The sequence below is a fragment of the Rhizobium acidisoli genome (assembly GCF_002531755.2).
Classification (GTDB): domain Bacteria; phylum Pseudomonadota; class Alphaproteobacteria; order Rhizobiales; family Rhizobiaceae; genus Rhizobium; species Rhizobium acidisoli.
In genome coordinates, this window is record NZ_CP034998.1 from 1,974,609 (window position 1) to 1,998,225 (window position 23,617).

At 63.8% G+C, this 23,617-nt stretch carries 17 protein-coding genes; 10 read left to right on the forward strand and 7 right to left on the reverse strand.

What is annotated here, in order from left to right; genetic code table 11:
• Positions 1 to 151 precede the first annotated feature (151 nt).
• Positions 152 to 1,096, forward strand: a complete 945-nt coding sequence (locus CO657_RS09835; RefSeq protein ID WP_054183028.1) for a carbohydrate kinase family protein — start codon at positions 152 to 154, stop codon at positions 1,094 to 1,096.
• A gap of 86 nt (positions 1,097 to 1,182) precedes the next feature.
• Positions 1,183 to 2,109 (forward strand): pseudouridine-5'-phosphate glycosidase, encoded by a 927-nt coding sequence (locus CO657_RS09840; RefSeq protein ID WP_054183126.1) that lies wholly within the window; start codon positions 1,183 to 1,185, stop codon positions 2,107 to 2,109.
• Between the two features lie 257 nt (positions 2,110 to 2,366).
• Here the strand turns inward: CO657_RS09840 and cckA are convergent, their stop codons facing one another.
• Positions 2,367 to 4,970, reverse strand: a complete 2,604-nt coding sequence (cckA, locus tag CO657_RS09850) for a cell cycle histidine kinase CckA (RefSeq protein ID WP_054183027.1) — start codon at positions 4,968 to 4,970, stop codon at positions 2,367 to 2,369.
• Positions 4,971 to 5,275: 305 nt separating this feature from the next.
• Between cckA and CO657_RS09855 the strand changes: the two genes are divergently transcribed.
• Positions 5,276 to 6,343, forward strand: coding sequence for a flagellar biosynthetic protein FliO (locus tag CO657_RS09855; RefSeq protein WP_054183026.1), 1,068 nt, complete (start codon positions 5,276 to 5,278; stop codon positions 6,341 to 6,343).
• Between the two features lie 294 nt (positions 6,344 to 6,637).
• Positions 6,638 to 7,402 (forward strand): DUF1062 domain-containing protein, encoded by a 765-nt coding sequence (locus CO657_RS09860; RefSeq protein ID WP_082366274.1) that lies wholly within the window; start codon positions 6,638 to 6,640, stop codon positions 7,400 to 7,402.
• A gap of 65 nt (positions 7,403 to 7,467) precedes the next feature.
• Here CO657_RS09860 and dksA read toward each other — a convergent pair whose 3' ends face one another.
• Entirely contained in the window at positions 7,468 to 7,887 is a 420-nt protein-coding gene (gene dksA / locus CO657_RS09865) for an RNA polymerase-binding protein DksA (RefSeq protein ID WP_003569003.1), read from the reverse strand.
• Positions 7,888 to 8,163: 276 nt separating this feature from the next.
• Between dksA and CO657_RS09870 the strand changes: the two genes are divergently transcribed.
• The 4 genes from CO657_RS09870 to CO657_RS09885 all read left to right on the forward strand — a co-directional run bounded on the left by CO657_RS09870 (position 8,164) and on the right by CO657_RS09885 (position 12,047).
• On the forward strand, positions 8,164 to 8,658 hold the full coding sequence (locus tag CO657_RS09870; RefSeq protein ID WP_003586189.1) for a SixA phosphatase family protein: 495 nt from the start codon (positions 8,164 to 8,166) through the stop codon (positions 8,656 to 8,658).
• Positions 8,659 to 8,733: 75 nt separating this feature from the next.
• Entirely contained in the window at positions 8,734 to 10,209 is a 1,476-nt protein-coding gene (locus tag CO657_RS09875; protein WP_054183024.1) for a YcjX family GTP-binding protein, read from the forward strand.
• Positions 10,206 to 11,285, forward strand: a complete 1,080-nt coding sequence (locus CO657_RS09880; protein ID WP_054183023.1) for a YcjF family protein — start codon at positions 10,206 to 10,208, stop codon at positions 11,283 to 11,285. Before CO657_RS09875 ends, CO657_RS09880 begins: the two co-directional genes overlap by 4 nt.
• Positions 11,286 to 11,495: 210 nt before the next feature.
• Entirely contained in the window at positions 11,496 to 12,047 is a 552-nt protein-coding gene (locus CO657_RS09885) for a hypothetical protein (protein WP_003579600.1), read from the forward strand.
• A 68-nt stretch (positions 12,048 to 12,115) separates the two neighbouring features.
• Here CO657_RS09885 and folK read toward each other — a convergent pair whose 3' ends face one another.
• Genes folK through folP form a run of 3 tightly spaced genes read right to left on the reverse strand, consistent with a single transcriptional unit; the run spans position 12,116 to position 13,858 of the window.
• Complete coding sequence (gene folK / locus CO657_RS09890; protein ID WP_054183022.1) at positions 12,116 to 12,619, reverse strand: 2-amino-4-hydroxy-6-hydroxymethyldihydropteridine diphosphokinase; 504 nt, start codon at positions 12,617 to 12,619, stop codon at positions 12,116 to 12,118.
• A gap of 7 nt (positions 12,620 to 12,626) precedes the next feature.
• Positions 12,627 to 12,992: a dihydroneopterin aldolase gene (gene folB, locus CO657_RS09895; protein WP_054183021.1), complete on the reverse strand. Its 366-nt coding sequence runs from the start codon at positions 12,990 to 12,992 to the stop codon at positions 12,627 to 12,629.
• On the reverse strand, positions 12,989 to 13,858 hold the full coding sequence (folP, locus tag CO657_RS09900) for a dihydropteroate synthase (protein ID WP_054183020.1): 870 nt from the start codon (positions 13,856 to 13,858) through the stop codon (positions 12,989 to 12,991). Before folP ends, folB begins: the two co-directional genes overlap by 4 nt.
• A gap of 101 nt (positions 13,859 to 13,959) precedes the next feature.
• On the opposite strand from folP, the gene CO657_RS09905 reads away from it, so the two are divergent.
• A complete protein-coding gene (locus tag CO657_RS09905) occupies positions 13,960 to 14,586 on the forward strand; it encodes a DUF922 domain-containing Zn-dependent protease (protein ID WP_054183019.1) in 627 nt (208 codons plus the stop codon).
• 541 nt (positions 14,587 to 15,127) lie between these two features.
• Here CO657_RS09905 and CO657_RS09910 read toward each other — a convergent pair.
• Entirely contained in the window at positions 15,128 to 15,448 is a 321-nt protein-coding gene (locus tag CO657_RS09910; RefSeq protein WP_003569017.1) for a 2Fe-2S iron-sulfur cluster-binding protein, read from the reverse strand.
• A gap of 201 nt (positions 15,449 to 15,649) precedes the next feature.
• The gene (locus CO657_RS09915) at positions 15,650 to 16,033 is read right to left on the reverse strand and encodes an Hpt domain-containing protein (RefSeq protein ID WP_003569019.1); all 384 of its coding nucleotides are present in this window, start codon (positions 16,031 to 16,033) and stop codon (positions 15,650 to 15,652) included.
• Between the two features lie 464 nt (positions 16,034 to 16,497).
• On the opposite strand from CO657_RS09915, the gene CO657_RS09920 reads away from it, so the two are divergent.
• Complete coding sequence (locus tag CO657_RS09920; protein WP_054183018.1) at positions 16,498 to 23,520, forward strand: apolipoprotein A-IV repeat region-like domain-containing protein; 7,023 nt, start codon at positions 16,498 to 16,500, stop codon at positions 23,518 to 23,520.
• Positions 23,521 to 23,617: the final 97 nt, after the last annotated feature.

The window sequence follows — 23,617 nt, forward strand, 5'->3', positions numbered from 1 at the left end:
GATCAAACGATTGAAAGAAAAAGGTAAAACGCCCCGTGTTCTATTTTTGTTTTATCGATGCAAAGCAACGGCTTAGGCCTGAAATGCCGATACCCGCGCAAGAGAACCCATCGCATCGATTCGCGTTTCGGGCATCAAGAGAGTGGCTGCAATGAGCGGAAAGATTCTCGTGCTCGGCGGTGCCCATATCGATAGACGCGGCCGCATCTCCGGCGAGACGGCGCCTGGCGCCAGCAATCCCGGCACCTGGTTCGAGGAGCCGGGCGGCGGCGGCTTCAATGCGGCGCGTAATCTGGCAAGGCTTGGTTTTCAGGTGACGATGATCTCGCCGCGGGGCGGCGATCCGATGGGCGAGATGGTCGGCGACGCCGCCGATTTCGCCGGCATCGACGACCGGCCTTTCGTCTTCCTCGACCGCAAGACCCCGAGCTATACGGCGATTATCGAGAAGGACGGCAATCTGGTCATCGCCCTTGCCGACATGGATCTCTACCGCTTCTTCGTGCCGCGGCGCCTCTCCATCCGCTGGGTACGGGAGGCCTTCGCCGCCCACGATCTCATTCTTTTCGACGCCAACCTGCCGGAAGAAACGATTGCGGCGATCGTCGCCAAGGCGCATTCCCTGGCAAAGCCGGTCGCAGCGATTGCCATCTCGCCTGCCAAGGTCGTCAGGCTGAAACCCTGCATCGCGGATATCGACTACCTGTTCCTGAATGAGGCCGAGGCCTCAGCCCTTGCTGGTGAACAGCCGGAAGACGCCGCCGGCTGGCCGCCGCTTCTGAACGAGCTCGGCATCAGGAACGCCGTCGTCACCCGCGGCCGCCGCGAGCTCGTGGCCCTTTGCGAGGGCCGCGCCGTGACGCTGCAGCCGCCGATCGCCGACACCGTCGCCGACGTCACCGGAGCCGGCGATTCGCTTGCAGCCGGCACCCTTGCAGCCCTGATGCTCGGCCTGCCGCTCGAAGAGGCGGTTCGTCACGGCACGGCAGCCGCCACGCTGACCGTGCAGTCGCGGCACGCCGTCAACGAAAATCTGACGCCGGATCTCTTGAATGCGGCGCTTGCCCTTGTTCCCAAGGTCAGAATTCTGCATTGAAGCGGCTAAATTGAAGTTCACCATGATGTCGTCCGAAAACCGCTGAGACTTTCGGCATCATGCTCTATCGACGACAGGACAAGATCATGACCAAGCCCATTTCGCCTCTTCTGCCGATCGCCTATTCGAAGGAGGTCGCCAGCGCCAAGCAGCGCGGCGCGCCGCTGGTGGCGCTGGAATCGACCATCATCACCCATGGCATGCCCTATCCCGGCAATATCGAGATGGCCCGCAGCGTTGAGACGATCATTCGCGAACAGGGCGCGGTGCCGGCAACCATCGCCGTCATTCATGGCACGCTGCATATCGGCCTTGAAGCCGGCGAACTGGAGCAGCTTGCCAAGGCGACCGAAGTGATGAAGGTGTCGCGCGCCGATCTCGCCTTTGCGATCGCCGAGCGCCGCACCGGCGCCACCACGGTCGCCGCGACGATGATCGCCGCCGCCCGCGCCGGCATCCGCGTTTTTGCCACAGGCGGCATCGGCGGCGTGCACCGCGGCGCCGAGGAAAGCTTCGACATATCAGCCGATCTCGAGGAACTGGCCCGCACCGGCGTCATCGTCGTCTGCGCCGGCGCCAAGGCGATCCTCGACATTCCGAAGACGCTGGAAGTGTTGGAAACCCGCGGCGTTCCCGTGGTCACCTATGAGAGCGAAGAATTCCCCGCCTTCTGGTCACGCGCCTCGGGCATCCGCAGCCCGCTGTCGCTGAACAGCCCGGCCGCCATCGCCAATTTCCAGACGGTACGCGAACAGCTCGGCATCGACGGCGGCATGCTCATCGCCAACCCGGTGCCCGAGGCCGACGAGATCGCCCGCGAGGAGATGGAAATCTATATCGAACGCGCACTCGACAGCGCCGAGCGCGACGAAATCACCGGCAAGGCGGTAACGCCCTATCTGCTCTCGACCATCTTCGACCTGACGGACGGCCAGAGCCTCAAGACCAATATCGCGCTGGTGGAGAACAATGCGCGGCTGGCGGCCGAGATTGCCGTGGCGCTTGGCGAGTAAGGGATAGTAGGAGGGCAAGAATGCCCTAGCAGATCGGGCGTGCCGTGCAAGCCCCCCTCTGCCCTGCCGGGCATCTCCCCCACAGGTGGGGAGATGGGCTGGGCGCACCGGCTTTCCTCAACAATCAGCGTTGCAATCCGGCGAAACGGCAGAGAGGCGGGAGGAGCACGCCTCTTGTCGATCTCCCCACCTGTGGGGGAGATGCCCGGCAGGGCAGAGGGGGGTACCACACGGCGCGACCTCTCCGACGGCCCCCTTCATCCGTCCAGCGTCTCCTTCACCACCACAGCCAACTGCTTCAGCGAAAACGGCTTCGGCAAAAACCCGAATTTTGACTCGGGCGGCAGGTTGCGGGCAAAGGCATCTTCGGCATAGCCGGAGACGAAGATGAATTTCATGTCGGGATAGGTCTTGCGCAGCTCGCGCAGCAGTGTCGGGCCGTCCATCTCAGGCATGACCACGTCGGAAACGACGATGTCGACCTTGCCGTCGAGCTCCTCCATGATGCTGAGCGCCTCGACGCCCGAGCCCGCCTCATGCACGGTATAACCGCGCGTTTCCAGCATGCGCTTGCCGCCACGGCGCACCGCCTCCTCGTCTTCGACGAGAAGGATGACCGCCGATCCCGTCAGGTCCTCCGGCTGCTGCGCCGTCGGCGCCTCCGGCCGCATGCCGATCTCGGCGACGGCGCTGTCGATCGCACCGGCTTCGGCGGCAACCGCCGGCTCCGGGATATGGCGCGGCAGGAAGACCCGGAAGGTCGTGCCCTTGCCGACTTCGGATTCCGGCTGGATGTAACCACCCGATTGCTTGACGATGCCGTAGACCATGGCAAGGCCAAGTCCCGTGCCCTTGCCGACATCCTTGGTGGTGAAGAAGGGCTCGAAGATCTTGTCCATGATCTCAGGCGCGATACCAGTGCCGTTATCGGCGACTTCGATCAGCACCATGTCCTCGGCCGGCATGTAGGAATAGTTGAAGGCCGAGACTTCGGCAGCCGTCAGGTTTCGGGTGCGCAGCGTCAGCGTGCCACCCTCGGGCATCGCATCGCGCGCATTGACGCAGAGATTGATCAGCACCTGTTCGAATTGCGAAAGATCGGTTTTGACGGGCCAGAGGTCGCGGCCATATTGCACGTCCAGCTTGACGTTGGTGCCGGAGAGCAGCCGGTCGACCAGCATGCGCAGGTCGCCGACGACATCGGTGAGGTTGAGCACCGAGGGCCGCATCGTCTGCTTGCGCGAGAAGGCGAGCAGCTGGCGCACCAGCACCGCGGCGCGGTTGGCGTTGCGCTTGATTTCCATCAGGTCGGCAAAGCTCGCATCGGCCGGCCGCGCCTGCAGCAGCAGATGGTCGGAGGAAAGCAGGATCGCCGTCAGCACATTGTTGAAATCATGCGCGATGCCGCCGGCAAGCGTGCCGACGGCATTCATCTTCTGGGTCTGCGCCATCTGTGCTTCCAGCGCCTTCTGCTCGGTCACCTCGACGGCATAGACGATCGCCGCCTCCTCGGGCGCCTCGTCGCTCTGGTCGATGACGGCATTGACGTAGAAACGGAAATAGCGCGCCTCGTCGGTCGGCGTGCGGGTATCGAGCGGCGCGATGTCGCCCTGCCGGTCCTTGGCCGCCGCCAGCGCCTCGGCGAGCTGCGGCCGGTCGCTTTCCTGGACGATGGTTTCGAGATGCGGCGCCTTTTCGAGGTCGTCGCGCGAGACGACGCCGGAGAACAGCTTCAGGAACGGCGCGTTGGTCCGCAGGATCCGCCCTTCGCCGTCCACCGAGGCGATCGCCATCGGCGTGTTGTTGAAGAAGCGGGTGAAACGCATGGCGGCGGCCGACGCGGACTGGCCGCCGGCCTCGCTCTTTTCACGCCCCAGCACGATCGTCCGGCTCTCGCCAGGCGCGCCGTCGCGCATCGAGGTGACGCTGTGGATGATCTGCACCGGCAGGCTCTGGCCATTGGTCTTGCGCAGGTCGAGATCGAGCGTCACCGTCTTCTTCAGGCCGGGTTCGGCCTGCACCGACTGGATCAGCGCCAGCCCCTCGCCCGCCACCACGTCGCCGATCGTCATCGAGCCCGGCACGAATTTGGTGAGATCGAGGCCCAGCCACTCGGCAAGCGTGGCATTGAGATAGAAAATCTCGCCCTTCCTGCCGGCTGAGAAGAAGCCGGCCGGCGCATGATCGAGATAGTCGATCGCGTTCTGCAATTCCTTGAAAAAGCGCTCCTGATCGTCGCGCTCGGTGGTGATATCGGTGATCTGCCAGATCTGCAGCGGCTTGCCGCCGTTTTCCTCCGGCTGCAGCAGCCGCGCCTTCAGCCGATACCAATGGGCGCCGGAGCTGTTGCTGCCAGGCCCGACGGCGCGCAACAGGCGGAATTCCTCCCGGCCTTCCTTGCCCTCGCGCAGGCCGTTGACCAGTCGATAGAGCGCCTCGTTCGATTCGCGGTGGCGCGACAGCAGGGTTTCCAGCGTCTGCACCTCGGTCGCCTTGCGTGCGCCGGTCAGCGCGCCATAGGCGGCATTGGCATAGATGATCCTGCCCTTTTCGTCGGTGATCAGCGTGCCGTCGGGATGGCTGTTGAGGAAGGCGCGCGCCAGGCTGTCGGACTGGCGCTGCGGCATCACCTCGATGAAGCCGATGACCGAGGATACCAGGAAGAAGATGCCGACCATGGCAAGCACGCCGAGACCGCCGAGCACGATCTCATTGTCGAGCGATCTCTTGAAGACGACGAAGCCGCCGGCGGCTGCAATCAGCACAAGGGCCAGCAGAAGAATGCGCAAAACCGTGCCAGAACGCCCCCCACGATCCACAAGCGGTGCGTTATAATCGTCGGCCTGACGCGGTTTCGTCATGTATTCCTCACATAAGCCCTCCAGCTTCGTAGCACGAACACGAAGCGGGAATCAGGCACTCTTTCCTTCTTAGCAATTTGCCGCGTCGGCAAAAACACCGGCGGCCGGCAAGACTGCTTGAATTCACAGGCAACAGCGCCATCTGCCCCTGAACCCTGTCGCGGCCACCCTGCGAAAGATCGCCGAGCACCCAAGCATCGAAACACGAAATCGCGTTCTCCCGTGACTGGACAGCACCGGCGGCCCTTGCCTAAGGAACGGAAAAGTCGTCAATATGTGCCGAATATGAAATGGAGTAAGTGATTATGTTGGATGATGTTGTCGGAGCTTATGGCAGCCGTTTTCTGCTTGCCGCCGGTGGCGTCGGTCTGGCGCTTCTCCTGCTCATCCTCGTGCTCTGGGTGATCCGCAGCCGGGCGCCCTCGCCCTTCGTGCGCGGCGGCCGCAACCGCCAGCCCCGTCTGCAGGTTCTGGATGCCGCCGCTGTCGATGCCCGCCGCCGGCTGGTGCTGGTGCGCCGCGACGACGTCGAGCATCTGATCATGATCGGCGGCCCGAGCGATATCGTCATCGAAAGCCGTATCCTGCCCGCTGCCGCCGGACAGCCGGAAACCGCCGACCGTCCGCAACCGGTCGAACAGCGTCCAGTATCACCCCTGGCGCGCCCGGAAACGCCACCGGTTTCTCCGCCCCGCGCCGCAGTTGCGGCTCCGGTCGCACCGCCTGCCCCCGCCCGCGTCGAGCCGGCCGCCGAGCCTTCCTTCTCCGCACCGGTTTCGCCGGAGCCGCGCCCGCGCCCCGAACCGCAGGCCCAGCCGGCCGTGGCACCGCCGGTGGCAACAAGCCCTCTTCCGGCAAACCCGGTAACAGTGCCCCTGTCGGCCGAACGCGACATTCCTCCGCCTGCCCCGCCCCAGCCGCGCCCGCCGGAGCGTCCCGTTGCTCCCCCGGTCGCGCCCGCAGCATTCCACGATACCGCAAGTGCGGCCGAGATCCTCGATGCCGCCCGCCAGCGCGTGCTGCCGCAGCAGCGCATCGAACCCGAGATCTCCGCCCCGCCTGCCCACGACATGCCGGCCGCCGCCCGCGCAGCCCCCGGCCCAGCCGAGGACGATGCGGCTGCGCAATCGGCAGCGGCGACCCGCCATGATTTCCAGCGGGTGCTGGAAGAGGAAATGTCGAACAATCTGACGGCTGAACGCATCGTGCCGGCGCCGGCAAACCAGGCCCCGCGCCAAGCCATACCGCAGCCGCAACCGAGCAACCTGCCGCGCCGCGATCCCGACCTCGCCCCGATCACCGGCGCCGATACCGAATTGCAGAAGGAAGTTGCCCGCATCTTCGGCGAAATGAGCGTCAATCGCGACAAATGAGGGTAAAGACGCCCGCGTCACGCCGGGTTGCCGCGCCTTCTCCTTCACCATGAAGTTGCACAAAAGCCGCATATCGCGGCTTTTTCAGTGTCCTAATGTCTCGGGCCTCCCCATCATGCCGATGATTTGCTATCGATGGGGGTGAAGAGCGTTGGCGCATCCGAGGTTGCATTTTGCCTAAGTAAACACCGGTCTCACTCCAGTTTCACCCGTACTGCCGCCTAGCGACATGCTGGCGGCATGCGACCATGTTCATCGGGTGGTGGCGAGAGACCGGTTTGGCATTGTTCCAATGTGCCATGTGCAGCTCCGCTGTCTCAGCTCTTCAGCCGCCCACAACATCGCCACACCGCGCCCGCAAGGGTTTTCTCATGCACCATCTCGATGGACTTCCGAACGGAAGACCAAGACGATATGTGCAAGACGCTTCGGGTCCGATGGACTATTATTCCAAAGACAGCTGCCCAGCCCTGGATCGCATGTGGCGGATGCGGAGGCCTGAGAGCCTTCGCATGCAGCGGCAAGATTCGGCTGAACGCCAATGGCCGCAAGCTGGATGCCTGGCTTATCTACAAATGCCTGACCTGTGAAAGGACATGGAACCGGCCGATCTTCGAGCGCCGCAATGTCCGCGACATCGATCCTGCGATCCTTGACGCACTGCAGTCCAACGATCCGGACTGGATCCGGGCCGAGACCTTCAACCTCGATGCTCTCCGACGCAAATCGCTGCGGGTGGACGAGTTTGCCGAGTTTGAAATCGCCAAGGAGATGCGGCACGAAACCGCAAATTGGACGACATTGGCAATCGAACTGGCGGTCCCGGTCCCAACGAGCACCCGCCTCGACCGTTTGCTGGCCTCGGAACTGAAGCTTTCACGCTCAAGGCTGCAGGCTCTTCACGCTGAAGGCATGGTTCGGACGGATCCTGAGAAAGCGGACATCCTGCGACGCCGACTGAGGAACGGCACGCTTGTGACGATCGATCTCTCCATGGAGGCCGAGCGAGAGCAATCGTGGAAAGCTCTGGCGACAGGCGATTCTGCAGCGGAGCAGTGATAAACGAACAAGCGCCGCGATCCGATCGCGGCGCTTGTTCTGCTCTCATCTCTGCATGAAAACCGTTATTCGTCGCGATAGACTTTTTCGCGGCGTTCGTGGCGCTCCTGCGCCTCGATCGACAGCGTCGCGATCGGGCGGGCGTCGAGACGCTTGAGGCCGATCGGTTCGCCGGTTTCCTCGCAATAGCCGTAAGTACCGTCTTCGATGCGCTGCAGTGCCGCGTCGATCTTGGAAATCAGCTTTCTCTGCCGATCACGGGCGCGAAGTTCGATCGCCCGGTCGGTTTCCGACGACGCCCGGTCGGCGAGGTCGGGATGGTTTGCGCTTTCCTCGGCCAGGTGGTCGAGGGTTTCGCGCGCTTCTCGAAGGATATCATTTCTCCATGCAACCAGCTTGGTCCTGAAGTAGGCACGCTGGTTTACGTTCATGAACTCTTCCTCTTCCGAGGGAACGTAATTGCTAAGATCGATCTTCTCACTCAACGCGATTCTCCTGAAGAACATCTCATCTGGGCGGGTGTATATCCCAAGCGCTAGCCGCGATTCAAGCCAAATACGACAGGTAAACAGATTTTTAAATCTGTTACAATTTTAGGCTAACGATCTATTTTGTCATGGTTATTCCGGCTACCGTTTTCTTCTTCGCCTTCAAAACGCCGTGTTGTCAGCCACGTTTTGCGCCGTTGCGGCATGGCTGGCGATTGACGGCGGCCAAGCGCAACCGCTACTGAAAAGACCCGCCCGATCCTGGATTTGCCCATGACCGTACCGCTGCCTCCGCCGAACCGCATCTATCTCCTGCGTCATGCCGAGGCGGCCTGGGCCGAACCCGGACAGCGCGATTTCGACCGGCCGCTCAATGAAAAAGGCTTCGGCGATGCCGAGATCATTGCCGACAAAGCCGCCGACAAGGGCTACCGTCCCAATCTACTGATCAGTTCGACGGCGCTGCGCTGCCGCGGCACTGCCGATGCGGTTCATCGGGCGATGGGCCTCACGCTCGACCTACGTTATGTCGATGCGCTCTACAACGCCACGGTCGATAACTATCTCGAAATCGTCGATTCGCAGGAAGAGGCGGCCGTCATGCTGGTCGGCCACAATCCAACCATGGAGCAGACGCTGGAAGTGCTGATCGGCCACGAAGCGATGGTCAGCGCCCTTCCCGGCGGCTTCCCGACGGCGGGCCTTGCCGTCGTCGATTACGACGCTGCTGCCGGCGGCTGGCGTCTCACCGACTTCGTGGTCGTCTGAAAGCTTTCGCGCCGCGTCTTTTTCAGGCGGCGCGTCCTTCCTATATTGCCGGCAGTCACCAACCGGAATTGCGCCTTGCCGCCACGCCTCACATCCTTTGCCGACGACGCCCGCATCGCCTTCGACAATCTCGCCGATCGGGCAAGCGGCCTCGTCAATCCGACCGTGCGGCTCGGTGTTACCGGTCTCTCCCGTTCCGGCAAGACGGTCTTCATTTCATCGCTGGTGCACAATCTCCTGCATGGCGGTCGCCTGCCGCTGTTCGAGCCGGTGCAGTCCGGCCGTGTCTCGGCGGTGCGGCTGGAACCGCAGCCCGACGATGCCGTGCCGCGCTTCCAGTACGAGGATCATATCCGCGCACTGGTGAAGGATCGCATCTGGCCGGATTCGACCCGCGCCATCTCAGAGCTGCGCATCACGCTGGATTATCAGAGCGCCAGCGGCTGGAACCGGCTGTTTTCGCCCGGCCGCCTGTCGATCGATATCGTCGATTATCCCGGCGAATGGCTGCTCGACCTGCCGCTGCTCGGCAAGGATTACCGCACCTTCAGTGAGGAAACGATCGCACTGGCGAAAACCGGCGTCCGATCCGAACTGTCGCGCGGATGGCTGGCGCTGACGCATGCCGCCGATATCCAGGCCGGCGCCGACGAGATGATCGCCCGCGACCTTGCCACCGCCTTTGCCGAATATCTTAAGGCCTGCAAGGCCGACGAACGCTCGCTCTCCACCCTGCCGCCCGGCCGCCTGCTGCTGCCCGGCGATCTCGACGGCTCGCCGGCGCTGACCTTCGCGCCGCTGGCCTTGCCGGCGGACGGCCGTCCCGGGCGCAGTTCGCTCTGGACGATGATGGAGCGGCGCTACGAGGCCTATAAATCCGTCGTCGTCAAACCCTTCTTCCGCGAGCATTTCGCCCGGCTCGACCGCCAGATCGTGCTCGTCGATGCGCTGCAGGCGATGAACCGCGGCCCCGAAGCCGTCCAGGATCTGGAACGCGCGCTGACCGATGTGCTCGCCTGTTTCCGCCCCGGCACCAATTCGCTGCTCTCCTCGCTGCTCGGGCGGCGCATCGACCGCGTGCTGGTCGCCGCCACCAAGGCCGATCATCTCCACCATGAAAGCCACGACCGGCTCGACGCGCTGACCCGCCGCCTGGTCGATCGCGCCATCGACCGCATCGGCATGGCGGGTGCGGGAATCGATGTCATGGCGCTGGCCTCCGTGCGCGCCACCCGCGAGGCATCGGTCAAGCGCGACGGCCATGACCTGCCTGTCATCGTCGGCACGCCCATGGAAGGCGAAACCATCGCCGGCGAGCGTTTCGACGGCCAGAGAAAGACCGCGATCTTTCCCGGCGACCTGCCGGCGGATCCCGAAAGCCTGTTCGACCGCATCGCCGCGGGCGAGAGCGGCCTGCGGCTGCCCGATGTCAATGTCGTCAGGTTCCGTCCGCCGCAGCTCGAGGAAACCGGCGGCGGCATCAAGCTGTCGGTGCCGCATATCCGCCTCGACCGCGCCATGCAGTTCCTGTTCGGAGATCGTCTCGCATGAGCAAGCCCCCCTCCGATCCGCCACGTCGCCCGCCCGCAGCTTTCACCTATGAGGACGAGGCCACCGAGCGCCATGACAACGGCCGCCAGGCAGAGCCTCGGCGCAAGCCGGAAAGCTTCTCCGAAAACATCGTCGTGACGGCGGATGAGGACGATCCCTTCCTCAATCCCGACAAGGATCTGAGCGCAGTGCCCGTGGCAACGCCGCTGAGACGCCGAACCTCCTTCGGCAAGATCGCCGCCGGCGCCTTCGGCATCCTGCTGTCGCTTGGCATCGGCCTCTGGACCGATAGCCTGATCCGCGATCTCTTCACCCGCGCCGACTGGTTGGGTTATGTGGCCCTTGCCGTGCTCGCGGTCGGCATCCTCGCCGTGCTTGCCCTCGTCGTCCGCGAGACGTCAGGCATGATGCGCCTTGCCGCCGTCCAGGCGATCAAGGCCGAGGCGGAAGCCGCGATGGTCGAAACCCGGCCGGCGAAGGCGCGCGCCGTCGTCGCCCGCCTCGTCACGCTGCTTTCGGCCAATCCCGAGACGTCGAAGGGCCGCGCCACGCTGAAGGCGACGGAAGGCGAGGTCATCGATCCCCCGCATCTGATTGCGCTCGCCGAACGCGAATTGCTGACGCCGCTCGACCGCAAGGCCCGCGCCCTGATCGTCAACGCCTCCAAGCGCGTGTCGATCGTCACCGCCGTCAGCCCGCGCGCCGTGGTCGACCTGCTCTATGTGCTCTATGAGGCCGTGCGCCTCATCCGCGCCATGGCCGAGCTTTACGGCGGCCGTCCCGGCACCCTCGGCATGTTCCGTCTGCTGCGCGACGTGCTGGCGCATCTGGCCGTCACCGGCTCGATCGCCGTCGGCGACAGCCTCGTCCAGCAGGTGCTCGGTCATGGCCTGGCCTCCAAGCTCTCGGCCCGGCTCGGCGAAGGCGTCATCAACGGCCTGATGACCGCCCGCATTGGAATCGCGGCGATGGATCTTTGCCGCCCACTCGCCTTCCATGCCCTGAAGCGGCCGGGAATCGGCGATTTTATCGGCGATCTCACGCCCTCCATGTCGCCGCGCGGCAACACTCCTTGAGAGACGGAACAATTCCGCAGCCTTCGCCGTCCCTAACGGAACGTTGGCGAAATTACAGCAAATTCAAGACTATAACGCCGATATACTGAAATCGGAATTGCGTGAACCCCCTGTATTGCCTTGCATTTCGGCACAATCGAAAGGAAGGATTAACCATTCCCAGGCAAAACTTGCAGCCAGTTCGTGAGTGGTGTTTGCCAAGGAAAATCCATGTATTCGCGCAAGTTTCTCATTATATGCGGTCTGGCCGCCGCGGCATTGTCTCCCGTCGCAGATGTCGCTCCGGCAGCCACCGCCGCAACCCGTGACAAGGCCTTCTTCGATTCCGTCGCCGGCTCCTGGAAGGGCCCGGGCGAAATCGTCGCCGGCAAGTACAAGGGTACCAAATTCACCTGCAACCTGATCGGCGAGCCCACGGGCGACAGCGGCGCCGGCATCAAGCTCGACGGCACCTGCCGCGTCGGCGTCTTCAAGCAGCCGATGACCGCCGTCATCTCGCAGTCGGGCTCGACCTACAAGGGCAAGTTCCTGGACGGCGCCGCCGGCAAGGGTCTTGACGTCGTCTCCGGCGCCGTCAGCGAGGATACCGTCGTCGTCGGCATCAACCGCGCCAAGCTGAACGGCGCGATGATCGCCCGCGTGCGTGATGACAAGACGATGAACGTCACCGTTTCGGTCAAGGTCGAAAGCCAGATGATCCCGGTCATCGGCCTGACACTGACCCGGCAGGTCGACGAGATGGCCGTCGGTTCCATCCAGTAGATCAATCGCACCCCGGATTTTCCTGAAGCGGCGGGTTTCCCGCCGTTTTCCGTTTCAGAATCTCCGCCTCAGGTTTGGAGCCACCAGTCGCGGCTACTGTCGGGAACCTCGATGCCCGCCACCTCGGCATCTTCAAGCCAGTCGCTGACCGCCCTGCCCCTGACGAGCAGACCCGGCGCGATATCGGCAAGCGGCATCAGCACGAAACCGCGATCGGTCATGCGCGGATGCGGCAGTTCCAGCCGCGGCGCCTCCTGGATAACGTCTTCATAGGTCAGCACGTCGATATCGAGTGTGCGCGGACCCCAGCGCTCGATACGCTCGCGTTTCATCTCCCGCTCGATCGACAGGCAGACATCGAGCAAAGCCTCGGGCTCCAGCCGGGTTTCGACCGCGGCGCAGGCGTTGAAGAAGAAGGATTGGTCGGTCTTGCCCCAGGGCGGCGTGCGATAGAGCCGCGAAACCGCCGTAACCCGGCAGTCATCTCGTCCGTCCAGCCGCTGCAGCGCGGCGGCCATCGCCTTGACGGGATCGCCGATATTACCGCCGAGGCCGAGTGTGGCCGATCGCATTGCGGTCTCAGGCAAAGTGTTCAACGCTCACCTGCACGAAATCGAGCACGCCGGGCACCGGCGCATTCGGCTTGCGCACCGTGATCTTTGCCCGCCGGACCTGCGGAAATTTCTCGCAGAGCCCCTTGGCGATATCGAGCGCCAGCGCCTCGATCAGGTAACGGCGCTTGCCGGTGACGATCCCCTCGATCACCGTGAAGGCGATGCCGTAATTGACGGTATCGTCGATCGAGTCGCTTTTCAGCGCCTCGCCGGCAACGACATCCAGCTCGGCATCGACGAAGAAGCGCTGGCCGAGGAATTCCTCCTCGTCATGCACGCCGTGGCGCGCAAAGAAGGCGCAGTTCTGCAGCGTGATCGTGTAGGTGGTCATGTCGGCCGCTTCCTCTCGAATTCCTGGCGCGCATTCAGCATAGCATCGGCAATAACAAGCGCATCCCTGTTGATTGCGACATTGTGCACCCGGAAAACCGCAGCCCCCTGAAGCCTGAGCAGGGCGCTGGTGACGGCCGTCGCCGCATCCCGGTCGGCAGCCTCACGTCCCGTCACCGCGCCAAGGAAGCGCTTGCGCGACGTCCCGGCAAGCAGCGGCAGGCCGAAGCGGGACAGTTCGGAAAACCGCGCCATCAGTTCGAGGTTCTCCTCCGCCGTCTCCTTGGCGAAGCCGAAGCCCGGATCGAGTACGATGCGGTCGCTGTTGACGCCGGCGGCCCGAGCGATCTCAAGCGACCGTTTGAGAAAGTGCACCTGGTCGGCGATCACGTCGGGAAGCTTCGCCCTGTCGCGGCCGGTATGCATGATGCAAAGCCCGGCCCCGGTCGCCGCGGCGATGTCGGCGATATCCGGCTCCTTCTGCAGCCCGAACACATCATTGACGATATGGGCGCCGGCACTGACCGCCAGCCGCGCCGTTTCGGCGCGATAGGTATCGATCGAGATCAGCGCCTGGGTGCGCCCGCGCAGCGCCTCGATCACCGGCAGCACGCGCGCCTGTTCCTCGGAAGGGCTGACGGCAGCGGCGTTCGGCCGGGTGGATTCGCCGCCGATGTCGACAATCCCGGCTCCCTCGCTAACCGCCCGAAGCGCGTGTTCGACAGCAGCATCGACGGTTTCGAAGCGTCCGCCGTCGGAAAAGGAGTCCGGTGTCACATTGATGATCGCCATGATGATAGAACGACGGCCGAGTTCGATCTCCCGGCCATGGCCCACACGCCATAAACTGCCTTCGAACCCTGTCACCAGACTTATCCCATCGATCACGAAAAAAGCGCCATCCGATATTGCGCTTGCGGTGGCTATGCCCCAAGCTCCGGTCGATTTCAACACGGGTTGCGTTCAGAATGCCGCTTGCAGTGCGTTATATGGTCCTTCCGATCGCCTTTTCCATTGCTCTTTCCGTCTGCAGCCCAGTGGCAGCAGAAGTGATCGCATCGAAAAGCTATTCCTATTTCGACATCCGCGGCAAAACCGCGGATGAGCTCGACCGCGAACTCAGCCGGCGCGGCCCGACCTCGAGCGGCTCCTCGGCGCGCCACCCCGGCGCAACGAAGATCCGCTTCGGCGGTGAGGCCACCTATATCCAGGATAACGGCCGTTGCCGCGTCGGCAACGTCAAGGTCACGGTCCACACCCAGATCATCCTGCCGCGCTGGACCAGCCGCAAGGGCGCCAGCAAGGAGCTGTCGGTGATCTGGGACGCGCTGTCGAGCGATATCAAGCGCCACGAGGAGCGCCATGCCGAAATCGCCCGCGATCAGGCCCGCGCCATGGAGCGCGCCATCCGCACCTTGCCGCAGCAGCGCAGCTGCGAGGCCATGCAGGAACTCGTCTCAGGCGAATCAGCTCGCGGTATAGAGGAGCACGATCGGCTGCAGGCGCGATTCGACCGGGTCGAAGCGGTCAATTTTCAGAAGCGCATGCTGAGATTGCTGAACAATCGAATCAACGGCCGAGCCGGCGCAAAATAAGGCTTTTTGGGTCTGGTTGCGAGCGGAAAACCTTAGCTGCACAACGAAACTTGTGCGAAACTTGCACCCTCCCCAGTGATTGAATGGTCATTTTTCATCCTGGCAGACTCAACCGGAACGCGTTAATATGAACACATTCGAAAGTGCAGCTACGGCATCTGCCCTTTCATCGCTGGGTTCTCCTGGCGCGTTCCGAAGCCGCGGATGTTCCTCCCTCATCCGTAGGTAATGCGCCCGCCTCGCCTCGCTCGCACCAGCGCGCGAGGCGTCTTTTTTGTGGATCCTATTCCGGTGAAGGTTGAAGCGCAGCGCGCTTAAAGCATGTCGCGCAAAGTGTGCAGCGATTTTCCCAGGCAAAGCGCGAAGCGGTTTTGCCGGGCAAAGCGCGAAGCGGTTTTGCCGGGCAAAGCGCGAAGCGGTTTTGCCGGGCAAAGCGCGAAGCGGTTTTGCCGGGCAAAGCGCGAAGCGGTTTTGCCGCAACGACATGCATAAAACAAAGAGCTAAAGCGCAAGGAGCGGATCTGAAAGATCGCGACGCACTTTAAGCCTGGCGTTCCGGCACGTGCACCACGAGGCCGTCATAGACAGCCTTCATGCGGATCTGACAGGACAGCCGCGAGGTCGGGCGCACATCGAAGGCGAAGTCGAGCATATCCTCTTCCATCGCTTCCGGCTGGCCAACCTGCTCGGTCCATGCCTCGTCGACATAGACATGACAGGTCGCGCAGGCGCAGGCGCCGCCGCATTCGGCCTCGATGCCGGGCACCGAATTGCGCACGGCATTTTCCATGACGGTGGAGCCTTGGTCGACATCGAGGTCGAAGCGCGTGCCGTCGAACGCGACGATGGTAAGTTTTGGCATCAGGACTATTTCCGGTCTTCAAATGATGGGCGGATTTTCTTCCGACAATTCGACGCTTCAGTCAACATCGGGAAAGTCGCCATAACCTCGCAGATCAGGCCTTCGCCCGCCGTCTTCAAAGCGTCATGGAAGACGTCGCAAAAAGACCCGCGGTTCCGCAATGGAACAACGGGCCTCATTCGAACGCATTCTCAAACAGGATCAGCCGCGGCAGAGCTTGAGGATGAAATTCTCGGCGTCGATGACGGCGGCACCCAGCGCTGCCGTCGCCCCGGCGTCACCGCCGGTTTCCTCGACGGCTTCGGCCGTCTGCGACACGCGGAACGCGCCGACCGAGCTTGCCGCGCCCTTCAGGCGGTGTGCGGCCGCGCCGACGCGGATGGTTTCGCCGCTCGCAATATCCTGCAGACATGCGCGAGCCTGGCGCGCAAACATCTGAAGGACTTCGATTTCCAGCGACTTGTCGCCCATTGTCTGCTTGGCGAGATGGACGAGATCGATCGGCCGGACCTTCGAGGGACAGGGTCCCTTTGCATTATCCGGCGCCTCGAATACGATGTTCAAAGCTGCCATCTGAGCTGCCATTGCCAGTTCTCCCGTCTCGTGTCGTCCGCAGTTGCAACAGTTCTGCGACAGGAGGGTGGCCATCACGTTAAATTCCGGCACATGCGGGGCGGAAATCTCGCCATATGGTTAACATCCGTTAAATATCGCTAAATTATTGGTTTTTAAGCGGTGCCAGGGATTTAAAGATGTTAACAACGGGTTAACGAGCCTGGAATCTCAAGCCTTCATTAATTGTGTGAAGAGCCCAGATGTGTCACTACGATACTGGTGGAGCGGGTTTATGGTACGCGCCTTTGCCGAGCGAGTGGATAATGGTAGTGTTTTGATACCTTCCGTTTGAAAAAGCGGCTATCTACTCTGAAATGACATGCTTATCCGTCCGTCGTTGGGATGGAAGGCTGGAACGGCAAAGTTGTTTCCCGGGTGAGGCGGAAGCCCGGGATTGCGCTGCCGGACCGGCCGACAGTAACGAGGCATTACCAATGGCGAACAACAAATATAACGAGTCGATTGAGGACAAGGCGTTCAAGGCATTGGACGAGGCGCTCCAGATCGACTTCGGCAAAGATAACGTGCCGTCTCGCCGCGGCGATGCGCCTGAGGCCCCGGAGGCTAATGTGTCTGATCCATCGAATGCGCGTAACCAGCAGGCCCAGGAAGAAGCGCAGCGCCGCAACCGCCGCGGTGCCACCGGCGAGCAGGCTTCCAGGGGGCCGGCTTTCACGCCCGCCAACGATGCCAGCCGAAACACGCCCGCCTCGATCCTGAAATCCTTCGACGGCGCCTCCAGCCGCTCGGCGGTGCGCACCGCCACGCTGTTTTCAGTGCTTTGGGTGATGGGCGGCCTCGGCCTGATGTCGCTGCTTTATGCGCCGCAGATCTGGCAGATCCGTTCACTCGCCGATCTCGTCGCCCTGCCCGGCGTCATCGCCGGCCTCGTCGGCATCATCATCCCCGTCATGATGTTCTATGCTTTCGCCATCATGATCGCCCGCGCCCAGGACATGCGCAACGCCGCCCGTTCCATGGCGGAGGTCGCATTGCGCCTGGCGGAGCCGGAAACCATCGCCTCCGAGCGTATCATGACCGTTGGCCAGGCCGTGCGCCGTGAGGTCTCGGCCATGAATGAAGGCATCGAGCGCACCATCGCACGTGCCTCCGAGCTGGAAACGCTCGTCCATTCCGAAGTCAATGCGCTTGAACGTTCCTATGCCGACAACGAGTTGCGCGTCCGCGGGCTCGTCCACGAACTCGGCTCCGAGCGCGAGGCGATCGTCAACCATGCCGACCGCATCCGCACCTCGATTGGCAGCGTCCACGACCAGCTGAAGGAAGAGCTGTCGCTTGCGACCGAAGAGATCGCCGTGCGGCTTTCCACATCGGGCGAAGCCTTTGCCTCGCTGATCGATACGCGCGCCGCGACGATTCTGGAAAAATCGGACAACGCCCTGCAGTCGATCGGCAGCCTGCTCGCCGCCAAGACCGATAGCCTGCTGCAGACACTGAACGCATCGGGTTTCGCGCTCGCCACCGAATTCGACAACCGCCTCGAAGCGCTCTCCGTCAACCTCAATGACCATGGCGAAAAACTGCTCAGCCAGTTCGAGACGCGCGCCTCGACCATGGACAGCAGCACCGAGAAGCTGAATGCCGCGCTGCACGAGCGCACGCAGCAGCTCAGCGAGATCCTGATCGCCCGCACCCGTGAGATCAATGAGAGCCTGACATCAGGCGAACGCACCATCGGCGGCACGCTCGACGACGTGCTGTCGAAGCTGAACAGCGCCCTCGACGAAAAGGGCGCGAGCTTCCGCCAGAGCCTGCAGAGCACCGCCGACGACGCCGTTATGGATCTCGACGTCCGCTCCGGCTTCTTCGAAGAGCGGCTGCAGACGACCGTTGCCCAGCTGTCCACCGCCTTCGACGAACGCGTCGCCGAATTCACCAGCGCCTTCGACAAACGCACCGGCTCGCTCGACACCAAGCTGATGGAGAGCCTCGCCCGCATCAACGAGACGCTGACCGGCGGCTCGGATTCGATCGACGGCATCCTGAGTTCCGGCATCGAGCGGCTGAGCTCGTCGATGACCGACCAGTCGCTGGCACTCGCCACAGCACTCTCCACCGGCCACGAAGTGCTGGAAGGCGCGATCGGCACCCGGGCGGACGAAATCACCGCGGCGCTCACCAGCCGCACCGGCGAACTGACTTCGGCGCTGCAGAGCGCCACCTCGGAAATCGCGCTGACGCTTGCATCCGGCACCTCCGATCTCCAGAACAATCTTCAGGCCCGCTCGGCCGAATTCCGCGACACGCTGCGCACCACCACCAGCGATCTGACCACCGCCGTTGCCGCCGGCACCGAGCAGGTCACCGCAGCCTTCGGCGGCCGCGGCGAGGAACTGAGCGGCATGCTGACTGCCCGCGCTGCCGAAATCAGCGAGGCGCTCGGCACGGCCCACGGCCGCATCGACAGCGTCATGGCCGAGCGCGGCGGTGCGTTGGTCGATGCGCTCACCACCCATCACGGCCGCTTCGAAGAAGCGCTGACATCACGCGCCGATGCCATCATCGATGCCGTCTCCGGCACCCACGACCGTCTGGCCGAGACGCTCGACGAAAAGGCGATGGCGCTCGCCATCTCCCTGAACGAGAGCCAGGCCCGCATCGAGGATACGCTCGAGACCCGCTCCGAAGCGCTGCTGAGCGCGGTATCGGGCACGCATGACCGCCTCTCCGAGACGCTCGATGAAAAGGCAATGGCGCTTGCCATTTCGCTCAACGAAAACCAGGCCCGCATTGAAGATACGCTCGAGACCCGCTCCGCGGCCCTGCTGAACGCCGTCTCCGGCACCCATGACCGCCTGTCCGAAACGCTGGACAGCAAGGCAACCGCCCTGACCACCTCGCTCGACGAGCGCCATGCCCGCATCGACAATGCGTTGGGAACACGTGCCGAGGCGTTGCTGAACACCGTGTCCGGCACACGCGACCGTCTCGCCGAGACCCTCGACGAAAAGGCGGCGGCCTTCGCCATCTCCTTGAACGAGAGCCAAGCCCGCATCGAAGAGACGCTCCAGACCCGCTCGGCGGCTCTGCTGAATGCTGTCTCCAGCACGCATGACCGCCTGTCCGAAACGCTGGAAGGCAAGGTGGAAGCTTTTGCCACCTCGCTCAGCGAAGGCCAGGCCCGCATCGACGAGACGCTCGAAAGCCGCTCCGCGGCCCTGTTGAATGCGGTCTCCGGCACCCATGAGCGCCTGTCCGAAACGCTGGACGAAAAGGCGATGACCCTCGCCATCTCGCTGAATGAGAGCCAGTCGCGGATCGAAGACACGCTGGAAGCGCGCTCCGAAGCCTTCCTCAAGGCCGTGTCCGGCACGCATGAGCGGCTTTCGGAAACGCTCGATGAAAAGTCGGCAGCCCTCGCCGCCGCCCTCAACGAGGGTCAGAGCCGCTTGCAGGACACCCTTGATAGCCGCTCGGAATCCTTCCTCAGTGCGGTCTCCACCACCCACGACCGCCTGTCCGAGACACTCGACGACCGGGCAATGGCGCTTGCCATTTCGCTGAACGAGAGCCAGAGCCGCCTCGAGGAAGCCCTGACATCGGGCGCCGATGCGATCACCCAGGCGGTGTCCGGCACGCATGACGGCCTGAACGGCGTGCTCGACCGGAAGGCCGCGGCCATCGCCTCCTCGCTGAACGAAGGCCAGGCCCGCCTCGAGGAAGCCCTGGTGCACCGCACCGCCGCGATCATCGGCGCCGTAACGGCAACGCACGACAGGCTGACCGACACGCTCGACGAAAAGACCATGGCGCTCGCCATTTCGCTCGACGACAACCAGAGCCGCTTCGACAGTGTGCTCGAAGCGCGCAGCAACGCCATCATGGAGGCCGTCTCCGGCGCCGAGTCACGCGTCGCCGGCGCCTTCACCGACAAGACCGATGCTATCCGCGCCGCCTACACCGACAATCAGCAGCGGCTCGAAAATGCGCTTTCCGAGCATAGTGCCGCCCTTTCCGGCGTTCTCGATGCCGGCGGCTCCCGCTTCGAGGACCTGGTCGGCGGCCTGACCGGCCGCATCGAAGGTCGTCTGAGCGATGCCCATGCACGGCTCGGAGGCCTCGCCGACGAGGCCGCGGCGCGTATCGAAGGCGGGCTCACCTCTGCCCATGAGCGCATCCGTACGACGCTTGAAGATCGCGCCAATGCCATCGACCTGTCGCTGAACCAGGCCCATGCGCTGATCAACGATACGCTGACCGAACACGCGACCAGCATCGGCACCTCGGTGGCGACGAGCGTCAGCATGCTCGAAATGTCGTTGGAGGACCGGGAAGCCTCGATCCGCCAGGCCATCGATGCCAGCGCCCAGACGTTGGAAGAGCGCATGCATGCCGGCGCCGGCCAGATCGCCGGCCGCTTCCAGGAGGCGGCAAATGCGATTTCGACCTCCACGCAGAATTTCTCCGCCCAACTCGATCAGTCGGTGGAAAGCCTGACGGGCCGTTTTGAAGAAACCGGATCGCGCGTGGAATCCGGCCTTGCGGCCATCGAGACCCGCATCAGCAACGGCGTCGGCGGTGTCGCCGAAAAGGTCGAAGCCGCCAGCGGCCAGCTCTCCGGCGTGCTTGCCGACGGCATCTCCCGTATCGGCGCGCTTAGCGACGACGCCAACCGGCGCATCACGGCGACGCTCGAAGGCAGCGCTGCAAGCCTCACCCAGGCGATCGACAGCCGCGCCGCCAATCTGGCCGAGACGCTCGACAGCCGTGCCACAACCCTGACCGGCGCCATCGACGGCCGCACCGTAAGCCTTGGCGAAACCCTCGACCGCGGCAATGAACGCATCGAGGAACGCCTCTCCACGATGGATCGTGCGCTGACCGTCGGCCTCGATGCCGTCAACCGCACCATCGAAGGCAAGGCCGCCGGCCTCGCCTCGACGCTGCGCAGCGCGGTAGCCGAGGCGGCCCAGGGAATGGAAGGCGAAGCGACGAGAACCACCGAGCTGCTCGGCAAGACCGGCCAGCAATTCGCCGTCGATCTCAATGCGAAAAGCGACGAATTCACCCGCACCATGGATGAGCGCTCGTCGCAGATCGTCGCCCGCGTCGCCGAGGCCCAGAGCCGGCTGGCAAGCCAGGCCGCAGCCGTCGCCCAGACCTTCTCGGAAGCCGGCAACGCCATCGTCAACAAGGTTGCCGAGGCCGAGACCATCGTCGGTACGCAGGTCAATGCCATCTCCAAGGCGCTGTCGGATGCCGGCCAGTCTCTGGAGACGCGCGGCGATGCCATCCGCTCGACGCTGTCGGGGGCCGGCAGCGAGATTTCCGCCACCATGGCGGATGTCGATCGGGCGCTCGAAGCCCGCAGCAACGCTATCCGCTCCAATCTCGAGGAGCGCGCTCGCGAGATCGATACGACCTTCTCCGGCATCGACCGGGCGCTCGAAGCGCGCGGCAATTCGATCCGCGCAACACTCGACGAGCGCACCCGCGACCTCAACTCGATGCTCGCTGGCCGTTCGGTCGAATTGACCCGCATCCTCGACGAAACCGCCCGTCCGATCATCGACCGATATACCGATGCCGGCGAACAGGCGGCCGCCCGCATCACCGCGGCAGCCAACCTCAGCGCCGACCGTCTGCGCGCCGAAAACGAAGCGCTCGCCAGCGCCGTTGCCGCCCGCACCGAGAATGTCGCCAACGCCGTCAGCGCCATCGAAAACAGCCTGGTCGGCAACGTCAACGGCCTCGTCGAGCGCATGTCGGAAAGCAGCGCGGCGATGGCGATGATGATGAACCGCGCCGTCGAGCAGCTGACCAGCGTCGACAGCCGTCTCGGCGAAACCACGACGCGCTTTGCCGACTCCACCACCAAAGCCGCCGAGATGGTCAACGCCTCGACCCGGCTTCTCGAAGGCAAGGTCGACCGCCTCTCCGACATTTCGGGCCAGACGCTGTCGCAGGTCGGCGGCATCATCGGCCGTTTCGACGAACACTCCAAGGTCCTGACACAGGCCTCGCAGCTTCTCGGCGCCGCCCAGTCCAACCTTGCCTCGACGCTCGAGGAACGCGAAGGCGCGCTGCAGACGCTCTCCGTCAGCCTGGTTCAGCGCTCCGACGAGATCGAAAAGACCATGCGCGGCCTCGGCGGCATGATCGAGACCGTCTTCGAGCGAGCCGAACAGCGCTCCAGCCAAGTCACCGGCAATCTGCGCCAGGGCGTGCAGTCCTCCTTCGCCGATATCGGCCGCATTCTCACCGAAACCGAGAAACGCGCCCAGGAAGCTGCCGAGACGATGCGCGAGGCGATCACCCGCGCCGGCGACGAGGCCAATACGACGATCGACGGCACCTTCGCCAATGTCGAGCGTCGCTCCGGCGATCTCTCCAACCGCATTCGCGGTGGCCTGACGGCATCGCTGTCGGAAGTCGAGCGCATGCTCGGCGAAGCCGGCCGCGCCTCCGACGGTGCCGCCCAGCATATGCGCGAAGCATTGCGCGAGGCGATCGATGATGCCGTCGGCCGCTTCTCCGGCGCCACCGACGATATCCGCCGTTCTGCCGCCGACATCCGCAACGAGCTCGACGCCACCCGCGCCGAACTGAAGCGCGGCGCCTTCGACCTTCCCGAGGAAGCCAAGGAAAGCGCCTCGGCCATGCGCCGGGCCGTCGCCGAGCAGATCAAGGCGCTGCAGGATATCTCCCAGCTCGTCGGCCGTTCCAGCCAGCAGCTCGAAATCTCCGAACCCGTCGCCCGCACGCTCGCCCAGGCGCAGCCGGCCCCGCGTGCCGCCCAGCCGATTGCAAGTCAGCCGATCGCAAGTCAGCCGGTGGCACCCCCGCCGCCGCAGCCGGCAGCGCCCGCGCCGATCGAAGCGACGGGCCTGCGCGGAACGATCGCCCCGACGGCACCGGCTGCCGCTCCCCAGCGCGCCGCTCCGCAGCCTGCCCCTGCCCGTCAGGAACCAAGCCGTCAGGAACCAAGCCGCCAGGAACCGGCTCGCGCCGAAAGCGGCGGCTGGATCAGCGATCTCCTGCGCGGCGCATCGCGTGAGGAGGCCGCCGACGAGGCGCCTGCCCGTGCCCCGGCCCGCTCGGCGGAGACCGCCGCACCGGCCGCGCGCAGCAGTGACATCCGCAATCCGCGCCACGTCGTCGAATCGCTGAACTCGCTGTCGGTCGATATCGCCCGCGCCATCGATCACGACGCCTCGGTCGATCTCTGGCGCCGCTATCAGCGCGGCGAGCGTGACGTCTTCACCCGCCGCCTTTACACGCTGAAAGGCCAGCAGACCTTTGACGAGATCAAGCGCAAATACGACCGCGAACCGGAATTCCGCACCGCCGTCGATCGCTATATCGGTGATTTCGAAAAGCTGCTCGCCGACGTCGCCCGCACCGACCCGAACCAGATCGTCTCGCAGTCCTACCTCACCTCGGATACCGGCAAGGTCTACACTATGCTCGCCCATGCCGCAGGCAGGCTCAGCTGAGTTCGCCGATCTGAATTGACGTTGAGGAAAAGCCGCTTGAACATGTGTCAGGCGGCTTTTCTCGTAAGATGCCGGTGCGACTAGGATCTCTCTGCCG